General features: G+C 59.6%; 18 protein-coding genes. 9 read left to right on the top strand and 9 right to left on the bottom strand.

Annotated elements, in window-relative coordinates:
* Positions 1–28: 28 nt before the first annotated feature.
* The 4 genes from hflD to J5M72_RS02635 form a co-directional block, all read right to left on the bottom strand.
* On the bottom strand, positions 29–652 hold the full coding sequence (gene hflD / locus J5M72_RS02650) for a high frequency lysogenization protein HflD (protein ID WP_064380694.1): 624 nt from the start codon (positions 650–652) through the stop codon (positions 29–31).
* Complete coding sequence (mnmA, locus tag J5M72_RS02645; RefSeq protein ID WP_207863939.1) at positions 649–1,773, bottom strand: tRNA 2-thiouridine(34) synthase MnmA; 1,125 nt, start codon at positions 1,771–1,773, stop codon at positions 649–651. The genes hflD and mnmA overlap by 4 nt, the downstream gene beginning before the upstream one ends.
* A 59-nt stretch (positions 1,774–1,832) precedes the next feature.
* A complete protein-coding gene (locus J5M72_RS02640; protein WP_207863938.1) occupies positions 1,833–2,279 on the bottom strand; it encodes an NUDIX hydrolase in 447 nt (148 codons plus the stop codon).
* A 78-nt stretch (positions 2,280–2,357) separates the two neighbouring features.
* Positions 2,358–4,583 carry an NADP-dependent isocitrate dehydrogenase gene (locus J5M72_RS02635; RefSeq protein ID WP_169430940.1) on the bottom strand — a complete coding sequence of 742 codons (2,226 nt, stop codon included), beginning with the start codon at positions 4,581–4,583 and terminating at the stop codon, positions 2,358–2,360.
* Positions 4,584–5,064: 481 nt separating this feature from the next.
* Between J5M72_RS02635 and icd the strand changes: the two genes are divergently transcribed.
* Positions 5,065–6,321, top strand: a complete 1,257-nt coding sequence (icd, locus tag J5M72_RS02630; RefSeq protein WP_207863937.1) for an NADP-dependent isocitrate dehydrogenase — start codon at positions 5,065–5,067, stop codon at positions 6,319–6,321.
* 61 nt (positions 6,322–6,382) lie between these two features.
* Here icd and J5M72_RS02625 read toward each other — a convergent pair whose 3' ends face one another.
* Complete coding sequence (locus J5M72_RS02625; RefSeq protein WP_207863936.1) at positions 6,383–6,664, bottom strand: cold shock domain-containing protein; 282 nt, start codon at positions 6,662–6,664, stop codon at positions 6,383–6,385.
* Between the two features lie 224 nt (positions 6,665–6,888).
* On the opposite strand from J5M72_RS02625, the gene clpS reads away from it, so the two are divergent.
* Positions 6,889–7,272 (top strand): ATP-dependent Clp protease adapter ClpS, encoded by a 384-nt coding sequence (clpS, locus tag J5M72_RS02620; protein ID WP_011334948.1) that lies wholly within the window; start codon positions 6,889–6,891, stop codon positions 7,270–7,272.
* Positions 7,273–7,302: 30 nt separating this feature from the next.
* On the top strand, positions 7,303–9,573 hold the full coding sequence (gene clpA / locus J5M72_RS02615) for an ATP-dependent Clp protease ATP-binding subunit ClpA (protein ID WP_169430937.1): 2,271 nt from the start codon (positions 7,303–7,305) through the stop codon (positions 9,571–9,573).
* Positions 9,574–10,371: 798 nt separating this feature from the next.
* Here the strand turns inward: clpA and infA are convergent.
* The 3 genes from infA to aat all read right to left on the bottom strand — a co-directional run bounded on the left by infA (position 10,372) and on the right by aat (position 12,149).
* On the bottom strand, positions 10,372–10,590 hold the full coding sequence (gene infA / locus J5M72_RS02610) for a translation initiation factor IF-1 (protein WP_002553999.1): 219 nt from the start codon (positions 10,588–10,590) through the stop codon (positions 10,372–10,374).
* A 112-nt stretch (positions 10,591–10,702) separates the two neighbouring features.
* Complete coding sequence (locus tag J5M72_RS02605; RefSeq protein ID WP_085732140.1) at positions 10,703–11,410, bottom strand: arginyltransferase; 708 nt, start codon at positions 11,408–11,410, stop codon at positions 10,703–10,705.
* Between the two features lie 58 nt (positions 11,411–11,468).
* The gene (gene aat / locus J5M72_RS02600; RefSeq protein WP_207863935.1) at positions 11,469–12,149 is read right to left on the bottom strand and encodes a leucyl/phenylalanyl-tRNA--protein transferase; all 681 of its coding nucleotides are present in this window, start codon (positions 12,147–12,149) and stop codon (positions 11,469–11,471) included.
* Positions 12,150–12,624: 475 nt separating this feature from the next.
* On the opposite strand from aat, the gene J5M72_RS02595 reads away from it, so the two are divergent.
* From J5M72_RS02595 to cysG, 6 genes are all read left to right on the top strand, one after another.
* A complete protein-coding gene (locus J5M72_RS02595; protein ID WP_207863934.1) occupies positions 12,625–15,033 on the top strand; it encodes a DNA translocase FtsK in 2,409 nt (802 codons plus the stop codon).
* Between the two features lie 65 nt (positions 15,034–15,098).
* Positions 15,099–15,719, top strand: coding sequence for an outer membrane lipoprotein chaperone LolA (gene lolA / locus J5M72_RS02590; RefSeq protein WP_007958184.1), 621 nt, complete (start codon positions 15,099–15,101; stop codon positions 15,717–15,719).
* A 24-nt stretch (positions 15,720–15,743) separates the two neighbouring features.
* Positions 15,744–17,066, top strand: coding sequence for a replication-associated recombination protein A (locus tag J5M72_RS02585; RefSeq protein WP_207863933.1), 1,323 nt, complete (start codon positions 15,744–15,746; stop codon positions 17,064–17,066).
* Positions 17,066–17,440 carry a fluoride efflux transporter CrcB gene (gene crcB, locus J5M72_RS02580; RefSeq protein WP_007958188.1) on the top strand — a complete coding sequence of 125 codons (375 nt, stop codon included), beginning with the start codon at positions 17,066–17,068 and terminating at the stop codon, positions 17,438–17,440. Before J5M72_RS02585 ends, crcB begins: the two co-directional genes overlap by 1 nt.
* Positions 17,441–17,455: 15 nt before the next feature.
* Entirely contained in the window at positions 17,456–18,736 is a 1,281-nt protein-coding gene (gene serS / locus J5M72_RS02575; protein ID WP_169430933.1) for a serine--tRNA ligase, read from the top strand.
* A complete protein-coding gene (cysG, locus tag J5M72_RS02570; RefSeq protein WP_207863932.1) occupies positions 18,737–20,131 on the top strand; it encodes a siroheme synthase CysG in 1,395 nt (464 codons plus the stop codon).
* Between the two features lie 45 nt (positions 20,132–20,176).
* On the opposite strand, the gene J5M72_RS02565 is transcribed toward cysG, so the two are convergent.
* Positions 20,177–21,178, bottom strand: coding sequence for a glutathione S-transferase family protein (locus tag J5M72_RS02565; RefSeq protein WP_169430931.1), 1,002 nt, complete (start codon positions 21,176–21,178; stop codon positions 20,177–20,179).
* Positions 21,179–21,183: the final 5 nt, after the last annotated feature.

Here is a 21,183-nt window from a genome sequence, read left to right as displayed (position 1 = left end):
GACTACAAAGCTTTTATTGCGCGGCGATTTACTCGCTGCGCATCAACGGATACAGCTCTTTGAGCAGCTTGCGACGACTGATCACCAACTGCCAGCGATGGCCGCCGAGTTGGCGCCACAGGCGTGCCGAACGAATACCGGCGAGCAGCAGGGCGCGAATCTTCGACGCGTTGCTCGGCTGCTGCAGGTTGCGCATGTCGCCGTGCACCTGGATGCGTTGGCGCAGCGTGCTCAGGGTGTCCTGATACAGCGCACCGCAGGCCGCGATCACGTTTTCATGGGCCGGGCCGAAATGCTCGACCTGCGACTGAATCTGCGGCAGACGCTTGCCGATCACGTCGAGCATGTCGTTGCGCTTGGCCAGTTGCCGCTCGAGGCCGAGCATCGACAATGCGTAGCGCAATGGCTCGCGCTGCAAGGTGCTCGGGTCGCGTTCTAGGGCGCCGATCAGCGCACGGTAACCCTCGCGCAGATTGATGTCGTCGCCACCGTACACGTCCAGCGTGTCCTTCGGATCGCGGACCAGCAGGCTGCCGAGCATGCAGCTCAGGCCGGCCTCGTTGGTCTGGCCGGTCTTGGCGATCCGGTCGACCAGTACGGCGGCAAGAAACACGCCACCCAGAGCCGTCAGTTGCTCCTGAGTCGGGCTCATGCGTGGCCGCTCCACGGCTCGGCGACTTCGATCACGCCGCCGCCGAGGCAGATTTCACCGTCATAGAACACCACCGACTGACCCGGCGTGACCGCGCGTTGCGGTTCGTCGAACACAGCGCGATAGCCGGTCTCGGTTTTTTCCAGCGTGCAGGTCTGATCGCTCTGGCGATAACGAACCTTGGCGGTCAGGCGCAGCGGCTGGCTCAAATCGATCGGGTTGACCCAGTAGATTTCCGAAGCGAGCAGGGCGCTGGAGAACAGCCATGGATGGTTGTTGCCCTGGCCGACGATCAGCTCGTTGGTGTCCAGATCCTTGCGCAGCACGTACCACGGCTCATCACCGGCGTCTTTCAGGCCGCCGATGCCCAGGCCCTGGCGCTGACCGATGGTGTGGTACATCAGGCCGTGGTGACGGCCGATGACTTCGCCTTCGGTGGTCTTGATCTCGCCCGGTTGCGCCGGCAGGTATTGCTTGAGGAAATCGCTGAAACGGCGCTCGCCGATGAAGCAGATCCCGGTGGAATCCTTCTTCTTGGCAGTCGCCAGCTCGTATTTCTCGGCAATTGCACGGACTTCCGGTTTTTCCAGCTCGCCGACCGGGAACAGGGTCTTGGCGATCTGTTCGCCGCCGACAGCGTGCAGGAAGTAGCTCTGATCCTTGTTCGGATCCAGGCCCTTGAGCAGTTCGGTGCGGCCATCAATGTCGCGGCGGCGCACGTAGTGACCGGTGGCGATCAGGTCGGCGCCGAGCATCATGGCGTAGTCGAGGAACGCCTTGAACTTGATCTCGCGGTTGCACAGGATGTCCGGGTTCGGCGTGCGGCCGGCCTTGTATTCGGCCAGGAAGTGCTCGAACACGTTGTCCCAGTACTCGGCGGCGAAGTTGGCGGTGTGCAGCTTGATACCGATCTTGTCGCACACGGCCTGGGCATCCGCCAGGTCGTCCATGGCGGTGCAGTATTCCGTTCCGTCGTCTTCTTCCCAGTTCTTCATGAACAGGCCTTCCACTTCATAGCCCTGCTCGATCAGCAGGAGAGCGGAAACGGAAGAGTCCACGCCGCCGGACATGCCGACAATGACGCGCTTCTTGGATGTGTCAGAAGGGGCTGGATCACGCATAGGGATTCAATGAGTGTCTTGAAAAAGGACGCGATTCTATCAGGCTCACGGCCTCAAGGCTAAAGGGAAGGGCGGATCAGTTCGAGGCCGAAGCGATTGCCGGCCAGATAATCGTCGATGCAACGGATGATCAGCTCGCTGCGCCAGTTATCGCGCTGGGCCAATAATTCGTCGCGGGTCAGCCACTTGGCGCCGACGATGCCGTCGTCCAGCTGATATTCCGGGTGATGTTTCACGGCTTTGGCGCTGAAGCACACGCGCTGGTAAGTCACGCCGTTGCTCGGGGCGGTGTACAGATAAATGCCGATCACGGCGGTGGGTTCGACGTCCCAGCCGGTTTCTTCGAGGGTTTCGCGCACGGCGGCTTCGATCAGGGTTTCGTCCGGATCCAGATGGCCGGCGGGCTGATTGAGCACGTTACGCCCGGCTTTGTGTTCCTCGACCATCAGGAAACGGCCGTTATCCTCGACGATGGTGGCGACGGTGATGTGGGGGAGCCATTGCATTGATTGAATCTCCTGGGCGAAAGGCAGAAACACAAACCCCGGCGCATGGCCGGGGTTTGTGATGTTCCCTTTACAACCTTATACCAGCGCAGCAATCGCCGCGTTGAAGGTTGCGCTTGGGCGCATGGCCTTGCTGATCAGCTCGGCATCGGCGTGGTAGTAACCACCGATGTTCACTGGCTTGCCTTGAACGGCGTTGAGCTCGGCGACGATGGTCGCTTCGTTCTCGGTCAGGGTCTTGGCCAGGGTCGCGAACTGCGCTTGCAGTGCAGCGTCTTCGGTCTGGGCGGCCAGGGCTTGTGCCCAGTACATCGCCAGGTAGAAGTGGCTGCCGCGGTTGTCGATGTTGCCGACTTTGCGCGATGGCGACTTGTTGTTGTCGAGGAATTGGCCAGTAGCCTGGTCCAGGGTCTTGGACAGCACCAGCGCTTTCGGGTTGTTGTAGTTCACACCCAAGTGCTCGAGAGAAGCGGCCAGGGCCAGGAATTCGCCCAGCGAATCCCAGCGCAGGAAGTTCTCTTCGACCAGTTGCTGCACGTGCTTCGGAGCCGAACCGCCGGCGCCGGTTTCGAACAGGCCACCGCCGTTCATCAGCGGCACGATCGACAGCATCTTGGCGCTGGTGCCCAGTTCCATGATCGGGAACAGGTCGGTCAGGTAGTCGCGCAGTACGTTGCCGGTCACCGAAATGGTGTCCTTGCCTTCGCGGGTGCGCTGCAGGGTGTACTTCATTGCGTCGACCGGTGCCATGATCTGGATGTCCAGACCAGCGGTGTCGTGATCCTTTAGATAAGCCTGAACCTTCTCGATCACTACGCCGTCGTGGGCGCGCATCGGGTCCAGCCAGAAGATGGCCGGGGTGCTGCTTGCGCGAGCACGGTTGACGGCCAGTTTGACCCAGTCCTGGATCGGCGCGTCTTTGGTCTGGCACATGCGGAAGATGTCGCCGGCTTCAACAGCCTGTTCCATCAGCAGGTTGCCTTTGCTGTCGGTCACGCGAACCACGCCGTCGGCCTTGATCTGGAAGGTCTTGTCGTGGGAGCCGTACTCTTCAGCCTTTTTAGCCATCAGGCCAACGTTCGGCACGCTGCCCATGGTGGTCGGATCGAAAGCGCCATTGGCTTTGCAATCTTCGATCACGGCCTGGTAGATGGTGGCGTAGCAACGGTCCGGGATCACAGCCTTGGTGTCGTGCAGCTGGCCGTCGGTGCCCCACATCTTGCCGGAGTCACGGATCATGGCCGGCATCGAGGCGTCGACGATGACGTCGCTCGGCACGTGCAGGTTGGTGATGCCTTTGTCGGAGTTGACCATCGCCAGCGACGGACGAGCGGCGTAGACCGCCTGAATGTCAGCTTCGATCTGCGCTTGTTGCTCGGCCGGCAGGGATTTGATGCGGGCGTACAGGTCGCCGATGCCGTTGTTCAGGTTGAAGCCGACCTCGGCCAGCACGTCGGCGTGCTTGGTCAGGGCGTCTTTGTAGAACTCGGCAACGATCTGGCCGAACATGATCGGGTCGGAGACCTTCATCATGGTGGCTTTCAGGTGAACCGACAGCAGCACGCCTTGTTGCTTGGCGCTGTCGATTTCAGCGGCGATGAACGCGCGCAGGGCCTTTTTGCTCATCACGGAGCAGTCGAGGATCTCGCCCGCCTGAACGTTGGTTTTTTCTTTCAGGACGGTGGCGGTGCCGTCTTGGGCGATCAGCTCGATCTTCACGGTGTCAGCGGCGTCGATCAGGGCGGCTTTTTCGCTGCCGTAGAAATCGCCGGTGCTCATGTGAGCGACGTGGGACTTGGAGTCTTTGGCCCAGGCGCCCATTTTGTGCGGGTGCTTGCGAGCGTAGTTCTTGACCGACAGCGGAGCGCGACGGTCGGAGTTGCCTTCACGCAGAACCGGGTTCACGGCGCTGCCCTTGACCTTGTCGTAGCGCGCCTTGGCGTCTTTGTCGGCGTCGCTGGTCACGGTTTCCGGGTAGTCCGGCAGGTTGTAGCCCTGGGCTTGCAGTTCTTTGATCGCGGCTTGCAATTGCGGAACCGAGGCGCTGATGTTCGGCAGCTTGATGATGTTGGCTTCAGGCGTAACGGCCAGGTCGCCCAGTTCGGCGAGGTGGTCGGCTACGGCTTTGTCGCCCAGTTGCTCGGGGAAGCTGGCCAGAATACGTGCTGCAAGAGAGATATCGCGGGTTTCCACGGCGATATCGGCCGAGGCGGTGTAAGCCTCGATGATTGGCAGCAGGGAATAGGTGGCGAGGGCTGGAGCTTCGTCGGTGAAGGTATAGATGATCTTCGAGCGGGTGGGCATATTCGGATTAACTCTCTCTTCTTTGCTAAAGCGTGCGCAGAAACTCGAGGGGCGCCGGGTAAGCGCGTTCGTTCAAAGTCATCCATGAACCGAATGTCGAGAATCTTCGCGGTGATGTTGGGTGCATCAGTAGAGCGTCAAGCAGTCGGACTGCGGTAACAACCCGACCAATCAGGCGGAAAGTCTCGTGCTAGAGAGGCCAGCCGTCGTGACCCTTTGGTCAGCGGGCGGCATTATACATAGGTAGCTGGCAATCTGCCGATGCTTCATATGCAACGATTCTCGTCCATTGGTCTAAAGGTCGCAGGGCGGGGTGGGGCGTAGAGTCGCCGTGAATGCTTGAGATTGGCGCTTTTCCCTTTGCTTTCAGGCTTGTACGAAGCGAGATGTGGCCGCGCCCGGAACAGAGGGTTTGCGTGTTGATTCAACTGGGTTACGCTCGAACCAAGCCAGATGTTCAATCCAAACAATGGAGTTCAGCATGGGTTACAAGAAGATTCAGGTTCCAGCCGTCGGCGACAAAATCACCGTCAACGCAGACCATTCTCTCAATGTCCCTGATAACCCGATCATTCCCTTCATCGAAGGTGACGGCATTGGCGTCGACGTCAGCCCTGTGATGATCAAAGTGGTTGATGCTGCCGTGGCCAAGGCCTACGGGGGCAAGCGCAAGATTTCCTGGATGGAGGTTTATGCTGGCGAAAAAGCAACTCAGGTCTATGACCAGGACACCTGGCTGCCCCAGGAAACCCTGGACGCCGTCAAGGATTACGTGGTCTCCATCAAGGGCCCGCTGACCACCCCGGTCGGTGGCGGCATCCGTTCCCTTAACGTTGCCCTGCGCCAACAGCTCGATCTCTATGTCTGCCTGCGCCCTGTGGTGTGGTTCGAAGGCGTGCCGAGCCCGGTGAAAAAGCCCGGCGACGTCGACATGGTGATCTTTCGCGAGAACTCCGAAGACATTTATGCCGGTATCGAATGGAAGGCCGGTTCTCCTGAGGCCACCAAGGTCATCAAATTCCTGAAAGAAGAAATGGGCGTCACCAAGATCCGTTTCGACCAGGATTGCGGCATCGGTATCAAGCCGGTTTCGAAAGAAGGCACCAAGCGTCTGGTGCGCAAGGCCCTGCAATACGTGGTGGACAACGACCGCAAGTCGCTGACCATCGTGCACAAGGGCAACATCATGAAATTCACCGAAGGTGCCTTCAAGGACTGGGGTTACGAGGTGGCGAAAGAAGAATTCGGCGCCGAGCTGCTCGATGGCGGCCCATGGATGAAATTCAAGAACCCGAAAACCGGCCGCGAAGTCGTCGTCAAGGACGCCATCGCCGACGCCATGCTCCAGCAGATCCTGCTGCGTCCGGCCGAATACGATGTGATCGCCACCCTCAACCTCAACGGTGACTACCTGTCCGACGCCCTGGCGGCGGAAGTGGGCGGTATTGGTATCGCGCCGGGTGCCAACCTGTCCGACACCGTGGCCATGTTCGAGGCGACCCACGGTACCGCGCCGAAGTACGCCGGCAAGGATCAGGTCAACCCGGGTTCGGTGATTCTGTCGGCCGAGATGATGTTGCGTCATCTGGGCTGGACCGAGGCGGCGGACCTGATCATCAAGGGTACCAATGGCGCGATCGGGGCCAAGACGGTGACCTATGACTTCGAACGTCTGATGGACGGCGCCACGCTGGTGTCTTCTTCGGGCTTCGGTGAGGCGATCATCAAGCACATGTAAGTCGTGCAGGTACAAAAAAACCGCCTTCGGGCGGTTTTTTCATGACCAGGTGACGGTTGAGTCAGCCTGACACTTTTTCTGTATGAGGGGCATGCGTAGCCGCTTCACTTGCCACGGTTGCCGCCGTGATATTCACCGCATGCAGTCCCTTGGGGCCCTGGACGATGTCGAAGGTCACGATCTGTCCGGCCTTGAGGGTCTTATACCCGTCCATCTCAATGGCGGAGTAGTGGGCAAAGAAATCAATGTCTTTGCCATCCTCGTCACGTCCTTCGCGGGCATCGGTATTGATGAAGCCGAATCCCTTGGCATTGTTGAACCACTTGACCTTGCCGACAGCCATGCTCAAATCCCTCTGCAACAGACTCCATCGCTGGAGTATCATCCAAGACATCCGCTATCTAATCCGTTAAAAGGATTGACTCTGCGGATCTTTTTTCCCCACTGTGGGTTCTATTGGTTGTAACACCGTTTTCCCGATAGTCAAGGTGACCGGGCAGTCGGAGTTGAAAACGTGTCAAGCCGCCCCCACCACTGTATTTGCACAACTGACGAACCTTTCTTTCCATGCATGCAATCAGCCAGATTCGACTAACATTCAATCAGGATCGCCCGCTTCTCCAAAAGGATCTTCCACAGGAGCACGACGACGATTCGGCAGGCGTTGCTGTTCAGGAAGCAAAGCCTGCGTTACAGGCGCCGCCGATGTACAAGGTGGTTTTGTTCAACGATGACTACACACCGATGGATTTCGTCGTCGAAGTGCTCGAGGTGTTTTTTAACCTGAATCGCGAGCTGGCGACCAAGGTCATGCTGGCCGTCCACACAGAAGGACGGGCAGTATGTGGAGTGTTTACCCGCGACATCGCCGAGACAAAGGCCATGCAGGTCAACCAGTACGCCAGGGAAAGCCAGCATCCGCTACTCTGTGAAATCGAGAAGGACGGTTAATCGCCGACCACTTGGGTATGAGGTGAAGCTATGTTAAACCGCGAGCTCGAAGTCACCCTCAATCTTGCCTTCAAGGAGGCTCGTTCGAAGCGTCATGAGTTCATGACCGTCGAACACCTGCTGCTGGCCCTATTGGATAATGAGGCTGCCGCCACCGTATTGCGTGCCTGCGGCGCAAACCTCGACAAACTCAAGCACGACCTGCAGGAGTTCATCGACTCCACCACGCCGCTGATCCCCGTCCATGACGAAGATCGCGAAACCCAGCCAACCCTGGGCTTCCAGCGTGTGTTGCAACGTGCTGTCTTCCATGTGCAGAGCTCGGGCAAACGCGAAGTAACCGGCGCCAACGTGCTGGTTGCAATCTTCAGTGAGCAAGAGAGTCAGGCGGTGTTCCTGCTGAAACAGCAGAGCGTTGCACGCATTGATGTCGTCAACTATATCGCCCATGGCATTTCCAAGGTGCCGGGGCATGGCGATCACTCTGAAGGTGAACAAGACATGCAGGACGACGAGGGCGGTGAGTCTTCTTCTTCAGGCAATCCGCTGGATGCGTATGCCAGCAACCTTAACGAACTCGCACGCCAGGGCCGGATCGATCCGCTGGTCGGGCGAGAGTCGGAAGTCGAGCGCGTTGCGCAGATTCTCGCGCGTCGCCGCAAGAACAATCCGTTGCTGGTGGGCGAGGCGGGCGTGGGCAAGACCGCGATTGCCGAAGGCCTGGCCAAACGCATTGTCGACAACCAGGTGCCGGACCTGCTGGCCAACAGCGTCGTTTATTCCCTCGATCTGGGTGCCTTGCTCGCAGGCACCAAATATCGCGGCGATTTCGAGAAGCGCTTCAAGGCGCTGCTCGGCGAACTGAAAAAACGTCCGCAGGCGATCCTGTTCATCGACGAGATTCACACCATTATTGGTGCGGGCGCTGCGTCCGGTGGCGTCATGGACGCCTCTAACCTGCTCAAGCCGCTGCTGTCGTCGGGTGATATCCGCTGCATCGGGTCGACCACGTTCCAGGAATTCCGCGGCATCTTCGAGAAGGATCGGGCTCTGGCCCGCCGCTTCCAGAAGGTCGATGTGGTCGAGCCGTCGGTGGAAGACACCATCGGTATCCTGCGTGGTCTGAAAGGGCGTTTCGAACAGCACCACAACATCGAGTACAGCGATGAGTCGCTGCGCGCCGCTGCGGAACTGGCATCGCGCTACATCAATGACCGGCATATGCCGGACAAGGCCATCGATGTGATCGACGAGGCGGGCGCCTACCAGCGCCTGCAACCGGTCGACAAACGTGTGAAGCGCATCGACGTGCCGCAGGTCGAGGATATCGTGGCGAAGATCGCACGTATTCCACCAAAACACGTCACCAGTTCCGACAAGGAGCTGTTGCGTAACCTGGAGCGCGACCTGAAGCTGACGGTGTTTGGTCAGGATGCGGCGATCGATTCGTTGTCGACTGCGATCAAGCTGTCCCGTGCCGGTCTGAAGTCGCCGGACAAGCCTGTCGGTTCGTTCCTGTTTGCAGGGCCGACCGGTGTTGGTAAAACCGAAGCCGCGCGGCAATTGGCCAAGGCGCTGGGGATCGAGCTGGTTCGTTTCGACATGTCCGAGTACATGGAGCGCCACACCGTATCGCGTCTGATCGGTGCGCCTCCGGGCTATGTCGGTTTCGACCAGGGCGGTCTGTTGACCGAAGCGATCACCAAGCAACCGCATTGCGTATTGCTGCTCGATGAAATCGAGAAGGCGCATCCGGAAGTCTTCAACCTGCTGCTGCAGGTGATGGATCACGGTACGCTGACCGACAACAACGGGCGCAAGGCGGACTTCCGCAACGTGATCGTGATCATGACCACCAATGCCGGTGCTGAAACGGCGGCACGTGCTTCGATCGGTTTCACCCATCAGGATCACTCGTCCGATGCGATGGAAGTGATCAAGAAGAGCTTCACGCCGGAATTCCGTAACCGTCTGGACACCATTATTCAGTTTGGTCGCCTCAGTCATGAGGTCATCAAAAGCGTGGTGGACAAGTTCCTCACCGAACTTCAGGCGCAGCTGGAAGACAAGCGTGTACTTCTGGAGGTTACCGACGCAGCGCGCAGTTGGCTGGCGGCCGGTGGTTACGATTCGGCCATGGGCGCTCGTCCGATGGCGCGTCTGATCCAGGACAAGATCAAGCGTCCGCTGGCGGAGGAGATTCTGTTTGGCGAGCTGGCCGAGCATGGCGGTGTGGTGCACATCGACATCAAGGATGGTGAGCTGACGTTTGACTTCGAGACTACTGCGGAAATGGCTTGATAGCCGGGAAGTGGAAAGGCGCCTTCGGGCGCCTTTTTTATTGTCTGTTTGTTTGGTGTGAATATCCTTTGTTGCGGTAACGGCTTCTTAGGGTTCCGCCCTTACGGCGGGTCACTTTTTCCAAACGCCGAAAAAGTAACCAAAAAGGCTTTACCCTGACGTACGGCCCTCGCTGTGGCTCGGGTTCCTTCGCTCCGGGATTGATCCGGGGGCATCGCCTACGGTTTGCTTCGCTGCACCTCCTCTCGATGCATGCGGCTGCGCCGCACGGTCGCTGCGCTCCCACCCCCGGATCAATCCCTCCACTCAGCCTGCCGACGGGCCCTGCGATCAAAAGCGGTACTCGAGCTAACGCTCATTGTGTTGAGTGGGGAGGGGGCGTGGCGTGTTTGGCTTTTGCTCTGGCTCTGGCTCTGGCTCTGGCTCTGGCTCTTTATCTGCTTTTGATCTCAAGCCTCTTCGGCAGGCCGAGCGGAGGTGTCCATCAGGGGGTAGGCGCGCAGCGCCGTGCGGCGCAGCCGCATACATCGAGAGGAGGTGCAGCGAAGCAAACCGTAGGCGATGCCCCCTGATGGACACCGTAGCGAGGGAACGCTGAGCCTAAGCGAAGTGCCGTACGCCGGGGCGTAGACTTTTTGGTTACTTTTGAGGCGTTTGTCAAAAGTGACTTGCTGTAAGAGCGAAACCGCCAGCGGCAGCTCCCGAAGCAACGGATATACACTCAAAACTCAAGCACAAACCCAAAACCCAGACAAACAAAAACGCCCGGCAAATGCCGGGCGTCTTGTATTGACTTGATTAGCGAGCGCGGTAAGTGATACGCCCTTTGCTCAAGTCATAGGGCGTCAGTTCGACGCGCACTTTGTCACCGGTAAGAATACGAATGTAGTTCTTGCGCATCTTGCCGGAGATATGCGCGGTTACGACGTGCCCATTTTCCAACTCCACACGAAACATGGTGTTGGGCAGGGTGTCGACGACAGTGCCTTCCATTTCGAAGCTGTCTTCTTTCGACATGCAGTAAAGCCCTCGGTATCCAGTGAATGGCCCGGTGCAACTGCGCCAGGCAAAAGCGGCGTGCATTGTGCCCGAAAAATGGGGTTTACGCCAAGGGGTTTAGGGTTTGCATTCAGTTCAGGATGACCCAGCGCTGGTTAATCAGCAGTTCTATGGGGCGATACTGGGTCTTGTAGTTCATCTTTTTGCAGTTTTTGATCCAGTAGCCAAGGTACACGGCTTCGAGCCCAAGGCGTCTGGCTTCGGTGATTTGCCAGAGGATGGCGTAGCGTCCGAGGCTGCGCCGTTCTTCTTCCGGCTCGTAAAAGGTGTAGACCGCCGACAGGCCGTTGGGCAGGAGGTCGGTGACGGCAACTGCCAGTAACCGTCCGTCGAGCCGGAACTCGTAAAAACGTGAGAAGGGCAGATCGCGAACCAGAAAAGTCGAGAATTGATCGCGGCTCGGTGGGTACATGTCGCCGTCGGCATGGCGTTGTTCGATGTAGCGTTGATAAAGATCAAAATATTCTTCGCTGAAACCGGGCTTGACCGGCCGCACCTGCAAATCGGCGTTGCGTTTGAAAATGCGTTTCTGCTGGCGATTGGGGTTGAACTGCGCCACCGGAATACGCGCAGGCACGCACGCATTGCAGTTCTGGCAATGCGGGCGGTACAGGTGATCGCCGCTGCGACGAAAGCCCATTTCCGACAGGTCTGCGTAGACATGCACATCCATGGGCTGGCTGGGATCGAGAAACAGGGTCGTGGCCTGCTCCTCGGGCAGATAGCTGCAAGAGTGAGGCTGAGTGGCATAGAACTTCAACCGCGCCAACTCGGTCATGATCAACCCTCGGGGGTAAGCTGGTGAATTAAGTGTAAGCCACGCACGCAAAAGTCGCTCAGCAAACCCAGGTGGCGAGGTTGGGTTGGTCAAGGTGCCGGGACAGATAATCGGCAAATGTACTGCGAGAAATGGCCCGAGCACCGAGGCTGTGCAGGTGATCGGTCGGCATCTGGCAGTCGATCAGCACGAACCCGGAGTCCTTCAGATGTTGCACCAGGGTGGCGAAACCATATTTGGAGGCGTTGTCGGCGCGGCTGAACATTGATTCACCGAAAAACAGCTGCCCCATCGCCAGGCCATAGAGGCCGCCAACCAGTTCGCCTTGATCCCATACTTCTACCGAGTGGGCAAAGCCGCGCTGGTGCAGTTCGATGTAGGCATCCTGCATGGCCTGGGTGATCCAGGTGCCATCGGCGTAATCCCTTGGTGCGGCGCAGGCACGGATGACCCCCGCGAAGTCCTGGTCAAAGGTCACTTGATAGCGCTTTTTGCGCAGCAGTTTGCCCAGGCTGCGTGAGATGTGCAGTTCGTCGGGAAACAGAACGGTGCGCGGATCCGGCGACCACCAGAGGATCGGCTGACCTTCGGAGAACCACGGAAAGCAGCCGTGACGATAAGCCTGGATCAGGCGATCGGCGGACAGGTCGCCGCCGGCTGCGAGCAATCCATTGGGATCGCGCATGGCCTTTTCCAGGGGCGGGAAAGTCAGTGAATTGCGTTGTAACCAAGTCAGCATGGCGTCCAGGCTTGCAGAAGGGGAGGGCAGTGGGCGTCTGGGCCCGATGCAAAGTGTGCCGTTAAATGAGGTGAATGTCCTCCCGAACGTGCCCGATGATTGCGCTCCTGCAACTTGGCCGTATCGATGCGGTCGTAGACGGGCGATGAGTGCGGGCGCAGATGCTTCGCTACGTTCATCAAATACACCTCATAAGCCTTTGTCACAAAAGACAATGCATGCTCAAATTGCGGCGCAGGTCGCGTCTGTTTGGCTATGCTTGAGCTTGGGATGCGAAGCATGGCATCGAGCGCGCAAACCCGTACAATGCCGGGCTGTTACAGAATATTCGCAGTGTGCCGTGTTTATAAAAGACCGGACGCAGTGTTAAAAGTAGTCTCAGTTGCGCCCGTCAATTTTTTTACCTGCCTGGAATGGGCAGTTTTTATCGTCATTCAATAGATGGACGCGCCTCTGGCGCAGGAAAAGAAGCGTTTTGAAGAAATCCACGGAAGCACCAAAAACAGTCGTTCCGCTCTGGCGTCAGCAATTGCACTACCGGCTCAAGGAAGGTGCATTGATCGCCATCGGTGCCTTGTGCCTGTTCCTGATGATGGCCTTGCTGACTTACGGCAAGGACGATCCGGGCTGGAGCCACAACAGCAAGATCGACGACGTGCAGAATTTCGGCGGCCCAGCGGGTTCCTACAGTGCCGACATCCTGTTCATGGTGCTGGGTTACTTTGCCTATATCTTCCCGCTGTTGCTGGCGGTCAAGGCCTATCAGATCTTCCGTCAGCGCCACGAGCCGTGGCAGTGGAGCGGCTGGCTGTTTTCCTGGCGCCTGATCGGTCTGGTGTTTCTGGTGCTGTCCGGTGCTGCGCTGGCGCACATTCATTTCCATGCGGCCACCGGGTTGCCGGCCGGTGCGGGTGGCGCGCTGGGTGAAAGCCTCGGTGACCTGGCCCGCAATGCCCTGAACATTCAGGGCAGCACATTGCTGTTCATCGCGCTGTTCCTGTTCGGCCTGACCGTATTCACCGATCTGTCCTGGTTCAAAGTGATGGATGTCACCGGCAAGATCACCCTCGACCTGTTCGAACTGTTCCAGGGCGCGATCAATCGCTGGTGGTCGGCGCGGACCGAGCGCAAGCAGTTGGTGGCGCAACTGCGTGAAGTCGATGACCGGGTGCACGACGTGGTCGCACCGACCGTCACCGACAAGCGCGAGCAGGCCAAGGTCAAGGAACGTCTGATCGAACGCGAGCAGGCCCTGAGCAAACACATGTCCGAGCGTGAGAAACAGGTTCCGCCGGTCATTGCCCCGGCCCCGGTCAAGGCGCCTGAACCCAGCAAGCGCGTGCAGAAAGAGAAGCAGGTGCCGTTGTTCGTCGACAGCGCCGTGGAAGGCACCTTGCCGCCGATCTCGATTCTCGATCCTGCAGAAAAGAAACAACTCAATTATTCGCCTGAATCCCTGGCGGCGGTCGGCCACTTGCTGGAGATCAAGCTCAAGGAATTCGGCGTCGAAGTCACCGTGGACTCGATCCATCCCGGCCCGGTCATTACCCGTTACGAAATCCAGCCGGCTGCCGGTGTGAAGGTCAGCCGTATCGCCAACCTGGCGAAAGACCTTGCACGTTCGCTGGCCGTGACCAGTGTGCGGGTGGTGGAAGTGATTCCGGGCAAGACCACGGTCGGTATCGAGATTCCCAACGAAGACCGGCAGATCGTGCGCTTCTCCGAAGTGCTGTCGACGCCTGAGTACGACAACTTCAAATCGCCGGTCACCCTGGCCCTGGGTCACGACATCGGCGGCAAGCCGGTCATCACCGACCTGGCGAAGATGCCGCACCTGCTGGTGGCCGGTACCACTGGTTCCGGTAAGTCGGTGGGCGTGAACGCGATGATCCTGTCGATCCTGTTCAAGTCCGGTCCGGACGACGCCAAGCTGATCATGATCGACCCGAAAATGCTCGAACTGTCGATCTACGAAGGCATTCCGCACCTGCTGTGCCCGGTCGTGACCGACATGAAAGACGCCGCCAATGCCCTGCGCTGGAGCGTTGCCGAGATGGAGCGTCGCTACAAGCTGATGGCGAAGATGGGCGTGCGAAACCTGTCCGGCTTCAACGCCAAGGTCAAGGAAGCCCAGGACGCCGGCGAACCGCTGAGCGATCCGCTGTACAAACGCGAAAGCATCCACGATGAAGCGCCGCTGCTGCAGAAGCTGCCAACCATCGTCGTGGTCGTGGACGAATTTGCCGACATGATGATGATCGTCGGCAAGAAGGTAGAAGAATTGATCGCCCGTATCGCCCAGAAGGCGCGTGCGGCCGGTATCCACTTGATCCTCGCGACCCAGCGTCCGTCGGTGGACGTGATCACCGGTCTGATCAAGGCCAACATCCCGACGCGGATGGCGTTCCAGGTATCGAGCAAGATCGACTCCCGGACCATCATTGACCAGGGCGGCGCCGAACAGTTGCTTGGTCACGGTGACATGCTCTACATGCCGCCGGGCACCAGCCTGCCGATCCGGGTTCACGGCGCATTTGTATCCGACGATGAAGTTCACCGGGTGGTGGAAGCCTGGAAGCTGCGCGGCGCGCCGGAATACAACGACGACATCCTCAACGGTGTCGAAGAGGCGGGCAGTGGTTTCGAAGGCAGCAGTGGTGGCGGTGACGGTGATGATCCGGAAGCTGACGCGCTGTACGACGAAGCCGTGCAGTTCGTGCTGGAAAGCCGTCGTGCCTCCATCTCTGCTGTACAGCGCAAGCTGAAGATCGGTTACAACCGCGCCGCGCGCATGATCGAAGCCATGGAAATGGCCGGCGTCGTGACGTCCATGAACACCAACGGTTCCCGCGAAGTCCTGGCCCCTGGCCCGGTGCGCGACTGATTCAAATGCAATGGACGGTGCATGAGGCGCCGTCCACTTTCCCACGCGTATTCAAGAGGACTCCCATGCGTCTTATCCGCATGCTGCTGCCGGTACTGGCTCTGACCACCCTCACGGCTCACGCCGATGACAAGGATGTGGCTCGCCTGACCCAATTGCTGGAAACATCCAAGACCCTGACCGCCAATTTTTCCCAGCTGACCCTCGACGGCAGCGGCACCCAGCTGCAGGAAACCACCGGCGACATGACCCTGCAGCGTCCGGGCCTGTTCTACTGGCACACCAATGCGCCGGCCGAGCAGACCATGGTCTCCGACGGCAAGAAAGTCACCCTGTGGGACCCGGATCTGGAGCAGGCCACCATCAAGAAGCTGGACGAGCGCCTGACTCAGACCCCGGCCCTGTTGCTGTCTGGTGACGTATCGAAAATCAGCCAGAGCTTCGATATCAGCGCGAAAGAGGCGGGCGGTGTGATCGATTTCACCCTGAAGCCGAAAACCAAGGACACGCTGTTCGACAGTCTGCGTCTGTCGTTCCGTAACGGTCTGGTCAATGACATGCAACTGATCGACAGTGTCGGTCAGCGCACCAACATCCTGTTCACCGGGGTGAAGGCCAACGAAGCGGTCCCGGCCTCGAAGTTCAAGTTCGACATCCCCAAGGGTGCCGATGTGATCCAGGAATAAACACAGAGGTTTCAACGCTACGTGATGGATCTGTTTCGCAGTGCACCGATTGCCCAGCCACTGGCCGCCCGTTTGCGGGCGACCAATCTGGACGAGTACGTCGGTCAGGAACATGTGCTCGCTCGCGGCAAGCCTTTGCGCGAAGCGCTGGAGCAGGGTGCCCTGCATTCGATGATCTTCTGGGGCCCGCCGGGCGTGGGCAAGACCACGCTGGCGCGGTTGCTGGCAGAAGTCTCGGATGCGCATTTCGAAACGGTGTCGGCCGTATTGGCTGGCGTCAAAGAGATCCGTCAGGCGGTGGAAATCGCCAGGCAGCAGGCCGGTCAGTACGGCAAGCGCACGATCCTGTTTGTCGATGAAGTGCACCGCTTCAACAAGTCCCAGCAGGACGCCTTTCTGCCGTACGTTGAAGACGGCACGCTGATCTTCATCGGCGCAACCACCGAAAACCCTTCCTTCGAATTGAACAACGCGTTGCTGTCGCGGGCGCGGGTCTATGTACTCAAGAGTCTCGACGAAGCAGCGTTGCGCAAACTGGTGCACCGCGCGCTCACCGAAGACCGAGGTCTGGGCAAGCGGCATCTGACCCTCAGCGATGAAGGCTTCCAGATGCTGCTGTCCGCCGCCGACGGTGATGGCCGGCGGTTGCTCAATCTGCTGGAGAACGCTTCGGACCTGGCCGAAGACAACAGCGAGATGGGCACCGAGCTGCTGCAAAGCCTGCTCGGCGATACCCGTCGGCGTTTCGACAAGGGCGGCGAAGCGTTCTACGACCAGATTTCCGCGCTGCACAAATCGGTGCGTGGCTCGAACCCGGACGGCGCGCTGTACTGGTTTGCGCGGATGATCGACGGTGGCTGCGATCCGCTGTATCTGGCCCGCCGCGTGGTGCGCATGGCCAGCGAAGACATCGGCAATGCCGACCCCCGCGCCCTGAGTCTGTGCCTGGCCGCGTGGGAAGTGCAGGAACGTCTTGGCAGCCCGGAAGGTGAGTTGGCAGTGGCTCAGGCCATCACCTACCTGGCGTGTGCGCCGAAAAGCAACGCGGTGTACATGGGCTTCAAGACCGCGCTGCGCGCCGCCGCCGAGCACGGTTCGCTGGAAGTGCCGCTGCACCTGCGCAATGCGCCGACCAAATTGATGAAGCAATTGGGTTACGGCGACGAATACCGTTATGCCCACGACGAACCGGACGCTTACGCGGCCGGCGAAGACTATTTCCCGGAAGAACTCGACCCGATTCCGTTCTACCAACCGGTGCCCCGTGGCCTGGAGTTGAAGATCGGCGAGAAGCTCAACCACCTCGCCCAACTCGATCGTTTAAGCCCTCGGCAACGGAGAAAATAGTGGTTCCATTGATTGTTGCAGTCTCCGTCGGCGGGATTGCCGGCACCTTGTTGCGCTTCGCCACTGGCAATTGGGTCAACGCCAATTGGCCGCGGCACTTCTATACCGCGACGCTGGCCGTTAATATCGTGGGCTGCCTGTTGATCGGCGTGTTGTACGGCCTGTTTTTGATACGCCCGGAAGTGCCCATCGAGGTGCGCGCCGGGTTGATGGTCGGCTTCCTTGGGGGGCTGACGACTTTTTCATCCTTTTCACTGGATACGGTGCGCCTGTTGGAAAGCGGGCAAGTGCCGCTGGCCCTGGGCTATGCGGCCATCAGCGTATTCGGCGGGCTGCTCGCGACCTGGGCCGGCCTGTCCCTGACCAAACTTTGATAACGAGAAACCGACATGCTCGATTCCAAACTGTTACGTAGCAACCTCCAGGACGTAGCGGACCGCCTGGCTTCCCGTGGCTTTGCCCTGGATGTCGCGCGCATCGAAGCGCTGGAAGAACAGCGCAAGACCGTCCAGACCCGCACCGAAGCACTGCAGGCTGAGCGTAACGCGCGTTCCAAATCCATCGGTCAGGCCAAGCAGCGCGGCGAAGACATCGCGCCGCTGATGGCGGACGTCGAGCGCATGGCGGGCGAACTGAGTGCCGGTAAAGTCGAGCTGGACGCGATCCAGACCGAACTGGATTCGATCCTGCTGGGCATTCCGAACCTGCCGCACGAATCGGTACCGGTTGGCGAAGACGAAGACGGCAACGTCGAAGTCCGTCGCTGGGGTACGCCGACTGCGTTCGACTTCCCGGTTCAGGACCACGTGGCCCTGGGCGAGAAATTCGGCTGGCTCGACTTCGAAACCGCCGCCAAGCTGTCCGGCGCACGTTTCGCCCTGCTGCGTGGCCCGATTGCCCGTCTGCACCGCGCACTGGCGCAGTTCATGATCAACCTGCACGTCACCGAGCACGGCTACGAAGAGGCTTACACGCCTTATCTGGTTCAGGCTCCTGCGCTGCAAGGCACCGGTCAACTGCCGAAGTTCGAAGAAGACCTGTTCAAGATTGGTCGCGAAGGCGAAGCCGATCTGTACCTGATCCCGACCGCCGAAGTGTCGCTGACCAACATCGTGGCCGGTGAAATCGTCGATTCGAAACAGCTGCCGATCAAGTTCGTCGCTCACACTCCGTGCTTCCGCAGCGAAGCCGGTGCGTCCGGCCGTGACACTCGCGGCATGATCCGCCAGCACCAGTTCGACAAGGTCGAGATGGTGCAGATCGTCGAGCCGTCGAAGTCGATGGAAGCGCTGGAAAGTCTGACCGCCAACGCCGAGAAAGTCCTGCAACTGCTGGGTCTGCCTTACCGTACCCTGGCACTGTGCACCGGCGACATGGGCTTCAGCGCGGTCAAGACTTACGACCTGGAAGTGTGGATCCCGAGCCAGGACAAGTACCGTGAAATCTCGTCGTGCTCCAACTGCGGCGACTTCCAGGCCCGCCGCATGCAGGCGCGTTTCCGCAACCCGGAAACCGGCAAGCCTGAGCTGGTACACACCCTGAACGGTTCCGGTCTGGCGGTCGGTCGTACGCTGGTGGCCGTGCTGGAAAACTACCAGCAGGCCGACGGTTCGATCCGCGTGCCGGACGTGCTGAAGCCGTACATGGGTGGCCTTGAGGTCATCGGCTAAATGAAATATCTGCCGCTGTTTCACAACCTGCGCGGCAGTCGTGTGTTGGTTGTCGGTGGGGGGGAGATTGCCTTGCGCAAGTCCCGCCTGCTGGCCGATGCCGGTGCGCTGCTGCGGGTGGTTGCACCTGAAATCGAAGCGCAACTGCGCGAACTGGTCGCCACCAGCGGTGGCGAGTGCCTGTTGCGTGGCTACGACGAAACGGATCTGGACGGTTGCGGGCTGATCATTGCCGCCACCGACGACGAAGCGTTGAACGCGCAAGTCTCCGCAGATGCTCATCGGCGTTGCGTGCCGGTCAATGTGGTGGACGCGCCGGCGTTGTGCAGCGTGATCTTCCCGGCGATCGTCGACCGCTCGCCGCTGATCATCGCGGTCTCAAGCGGCGGCGATGCGCCGGTGCTGGCGCGGTTGATCCGCGCCAAGATCGAAACCTGGATTCCTTCGACCTACGGCCATCTGGCCGGTCTGGCTGCACGCTTTCGTGATCAGGTCAAAGGCCTGTTTCCCGATGTGCAGCAGCGTCGCGGTTTTTGGGAAGACGTGTTCCAGGGGCCGATTGCTGATCGGCAACTGGCAGGACAGGGCGCCGAAGCCGAACGTTTGCTTCAAGCCAAGATTGACGGCGAAGCCATGGTTACGACCGGTGAGGTGTATCTGGTGGGCGCAGGGCCGGGCGATCCGGATCTGCTGACCTTCCGCGCCTTGCGTCTGATGCAGCAAGCCGACGTGGTGTTGTATGACCGCTTGGTGGCACCTGCGATTCTTGAGCTGTGCCGTCGCGATGCCGAACGGGTTTACGTCGGCAAGCGTCGCGCCGATCACGCTGTGCCGCAGGATCAGATCAACCAGCAACTGGTAGACCTGGCCAAGGCTGGCAAGCGTGTGGTGCGGTTGAAGGGCGGGGATCCGTTCATCTTCGGCCGTGGCGGTGAAGAGATCGAGGAGCTGGCGGCCCACGGCATCCCGTTCCAGGTGGTGCCGGGTATCACGGCGGCCAGCGGTTGCGCGGCCTATGCCGGGATTCCGCTGACCCATCGCGATTACGCGCAGTCAGTACGTTTCGTCGCCGGGCACTTGAAGGACGGTTCCACCGATCTGCCGTGGGCCGACCTTGTCGCGCCGGCGCAGACGCTGGTGTTCTACATGGGGCTGGTGGGGCTGCCAGTCATCTGCGAGCAGTTGATCAAGCATGGTCGTGCGGCCGATACCCCGGCAGCGTTGATCCAGCAGGGCACCACGGTCAATCAGCGGGTCTTCACCGGCACGCTGGCTGATCTGCCGCGTCTGGTGGCGGAGCATGAAGTGCATGCGCCGACGCTGGTGATCGTCGGCGAGGTGGTGCAACTGCGTGAGAAACTGGCGTGGTTCGAGGGCGCTCAGGGTCAGGTCTGACCCTGAAAAAAAGATCGTTCCCACAGGGTGGGAACGATCCGGCTCTCAACCTCTGCGCCAAACCCCCTTACCGCCCAACCGGTTCCGGTCATGGGCAACATTGAAATCCTGCTTCGGCCCCTTTGGCACAACTCCGGTCGGGTTGATGGTCTTGTGGCTGCCGTAGTAGTGATTCTTGATGTGCTGGAAATCCACGGTCTCGGCCACGCCCGGCCACTGGTACATCTCCCGCAGCCAGTTCGACAGGTTCGAATAATCGCTGATCCGCCGCAGATTGCATTTGAAGTGCCCGTGATACACCGCGTCGAAACGAATCAGCGTGGTGAACAACCGCACGTCTGCCTCGGTCAGGTATTCGCCTGTCAGATATCGATTGGCGCCCAGCAGCTGCTCCAGATGATCGAGTTCGGCAAACACGTCGTCGAACGCTTCTTCATAGGCGTTCTGCGAGGTGGCAAACCCGGCGCGGTATACGCCGTTGTTCACCGCCGGATAGATGCGTTCGTTCAGCGCATCGATCTCGCTGCGCAGTGGCGCCGGATAGAAGTCCAGATCGTTGCCGGTCAAGTCGTCGAACGCGCTGTTGAACATGCGGATGATTTCCGCCGATTCATTGCTGACGATGCGCTTGAGCTTCTTGTCCCACAGCACCGGCACGGTGACGCGGCCGGTGTAGTCGGCGGTGTCAGCGGTGTAGCGCTGGTGCATGAAGTCGAGGTGGTCGAGTTTGTCGCCGCTCGAGCCGAGGGTCTGGTCGAAGGTCCAGCCGTTTTCCAGCATCAGCCAACTGACGACTGACACGTCGATCAGACTTTCCAGGCCTTTGAGCTTGCGCAGGATCAGCGTGCGATGGGCCCACGGACAGGCTAGAGAGACATAAAGGTGATAACGCCCGGCTTCGGCGGCGAAACCGCCTTCACCGCTCGGGCCGGGCTCGCCGTTGCGCGTGACCCAGTTGCGACGCTGCGCCTGTTCGCGCTGGAACGCGCCGTCCTTGCTGCTTTCGTACCACTTGTCCTGCCAGCGGCCGTCGACGAGTAAACCCATGATCA

It is taken from the genome of Pseudomonas sp. 58(2021) (genome assembly GCF_017491585.1).
GTDB lineage: Bacteria > Pseudomonadota > Gammaproteobacteria > Pseudomonadales > Pseudomonadaceae > Aquipseudomonas > Aquipseudomonas fluorescens_BT.
The sequence above is the reverse complement of the archived record's forward strand: the minus strand, read 5'-3'. Positions and strand labels throughout refer to the sequence as shown.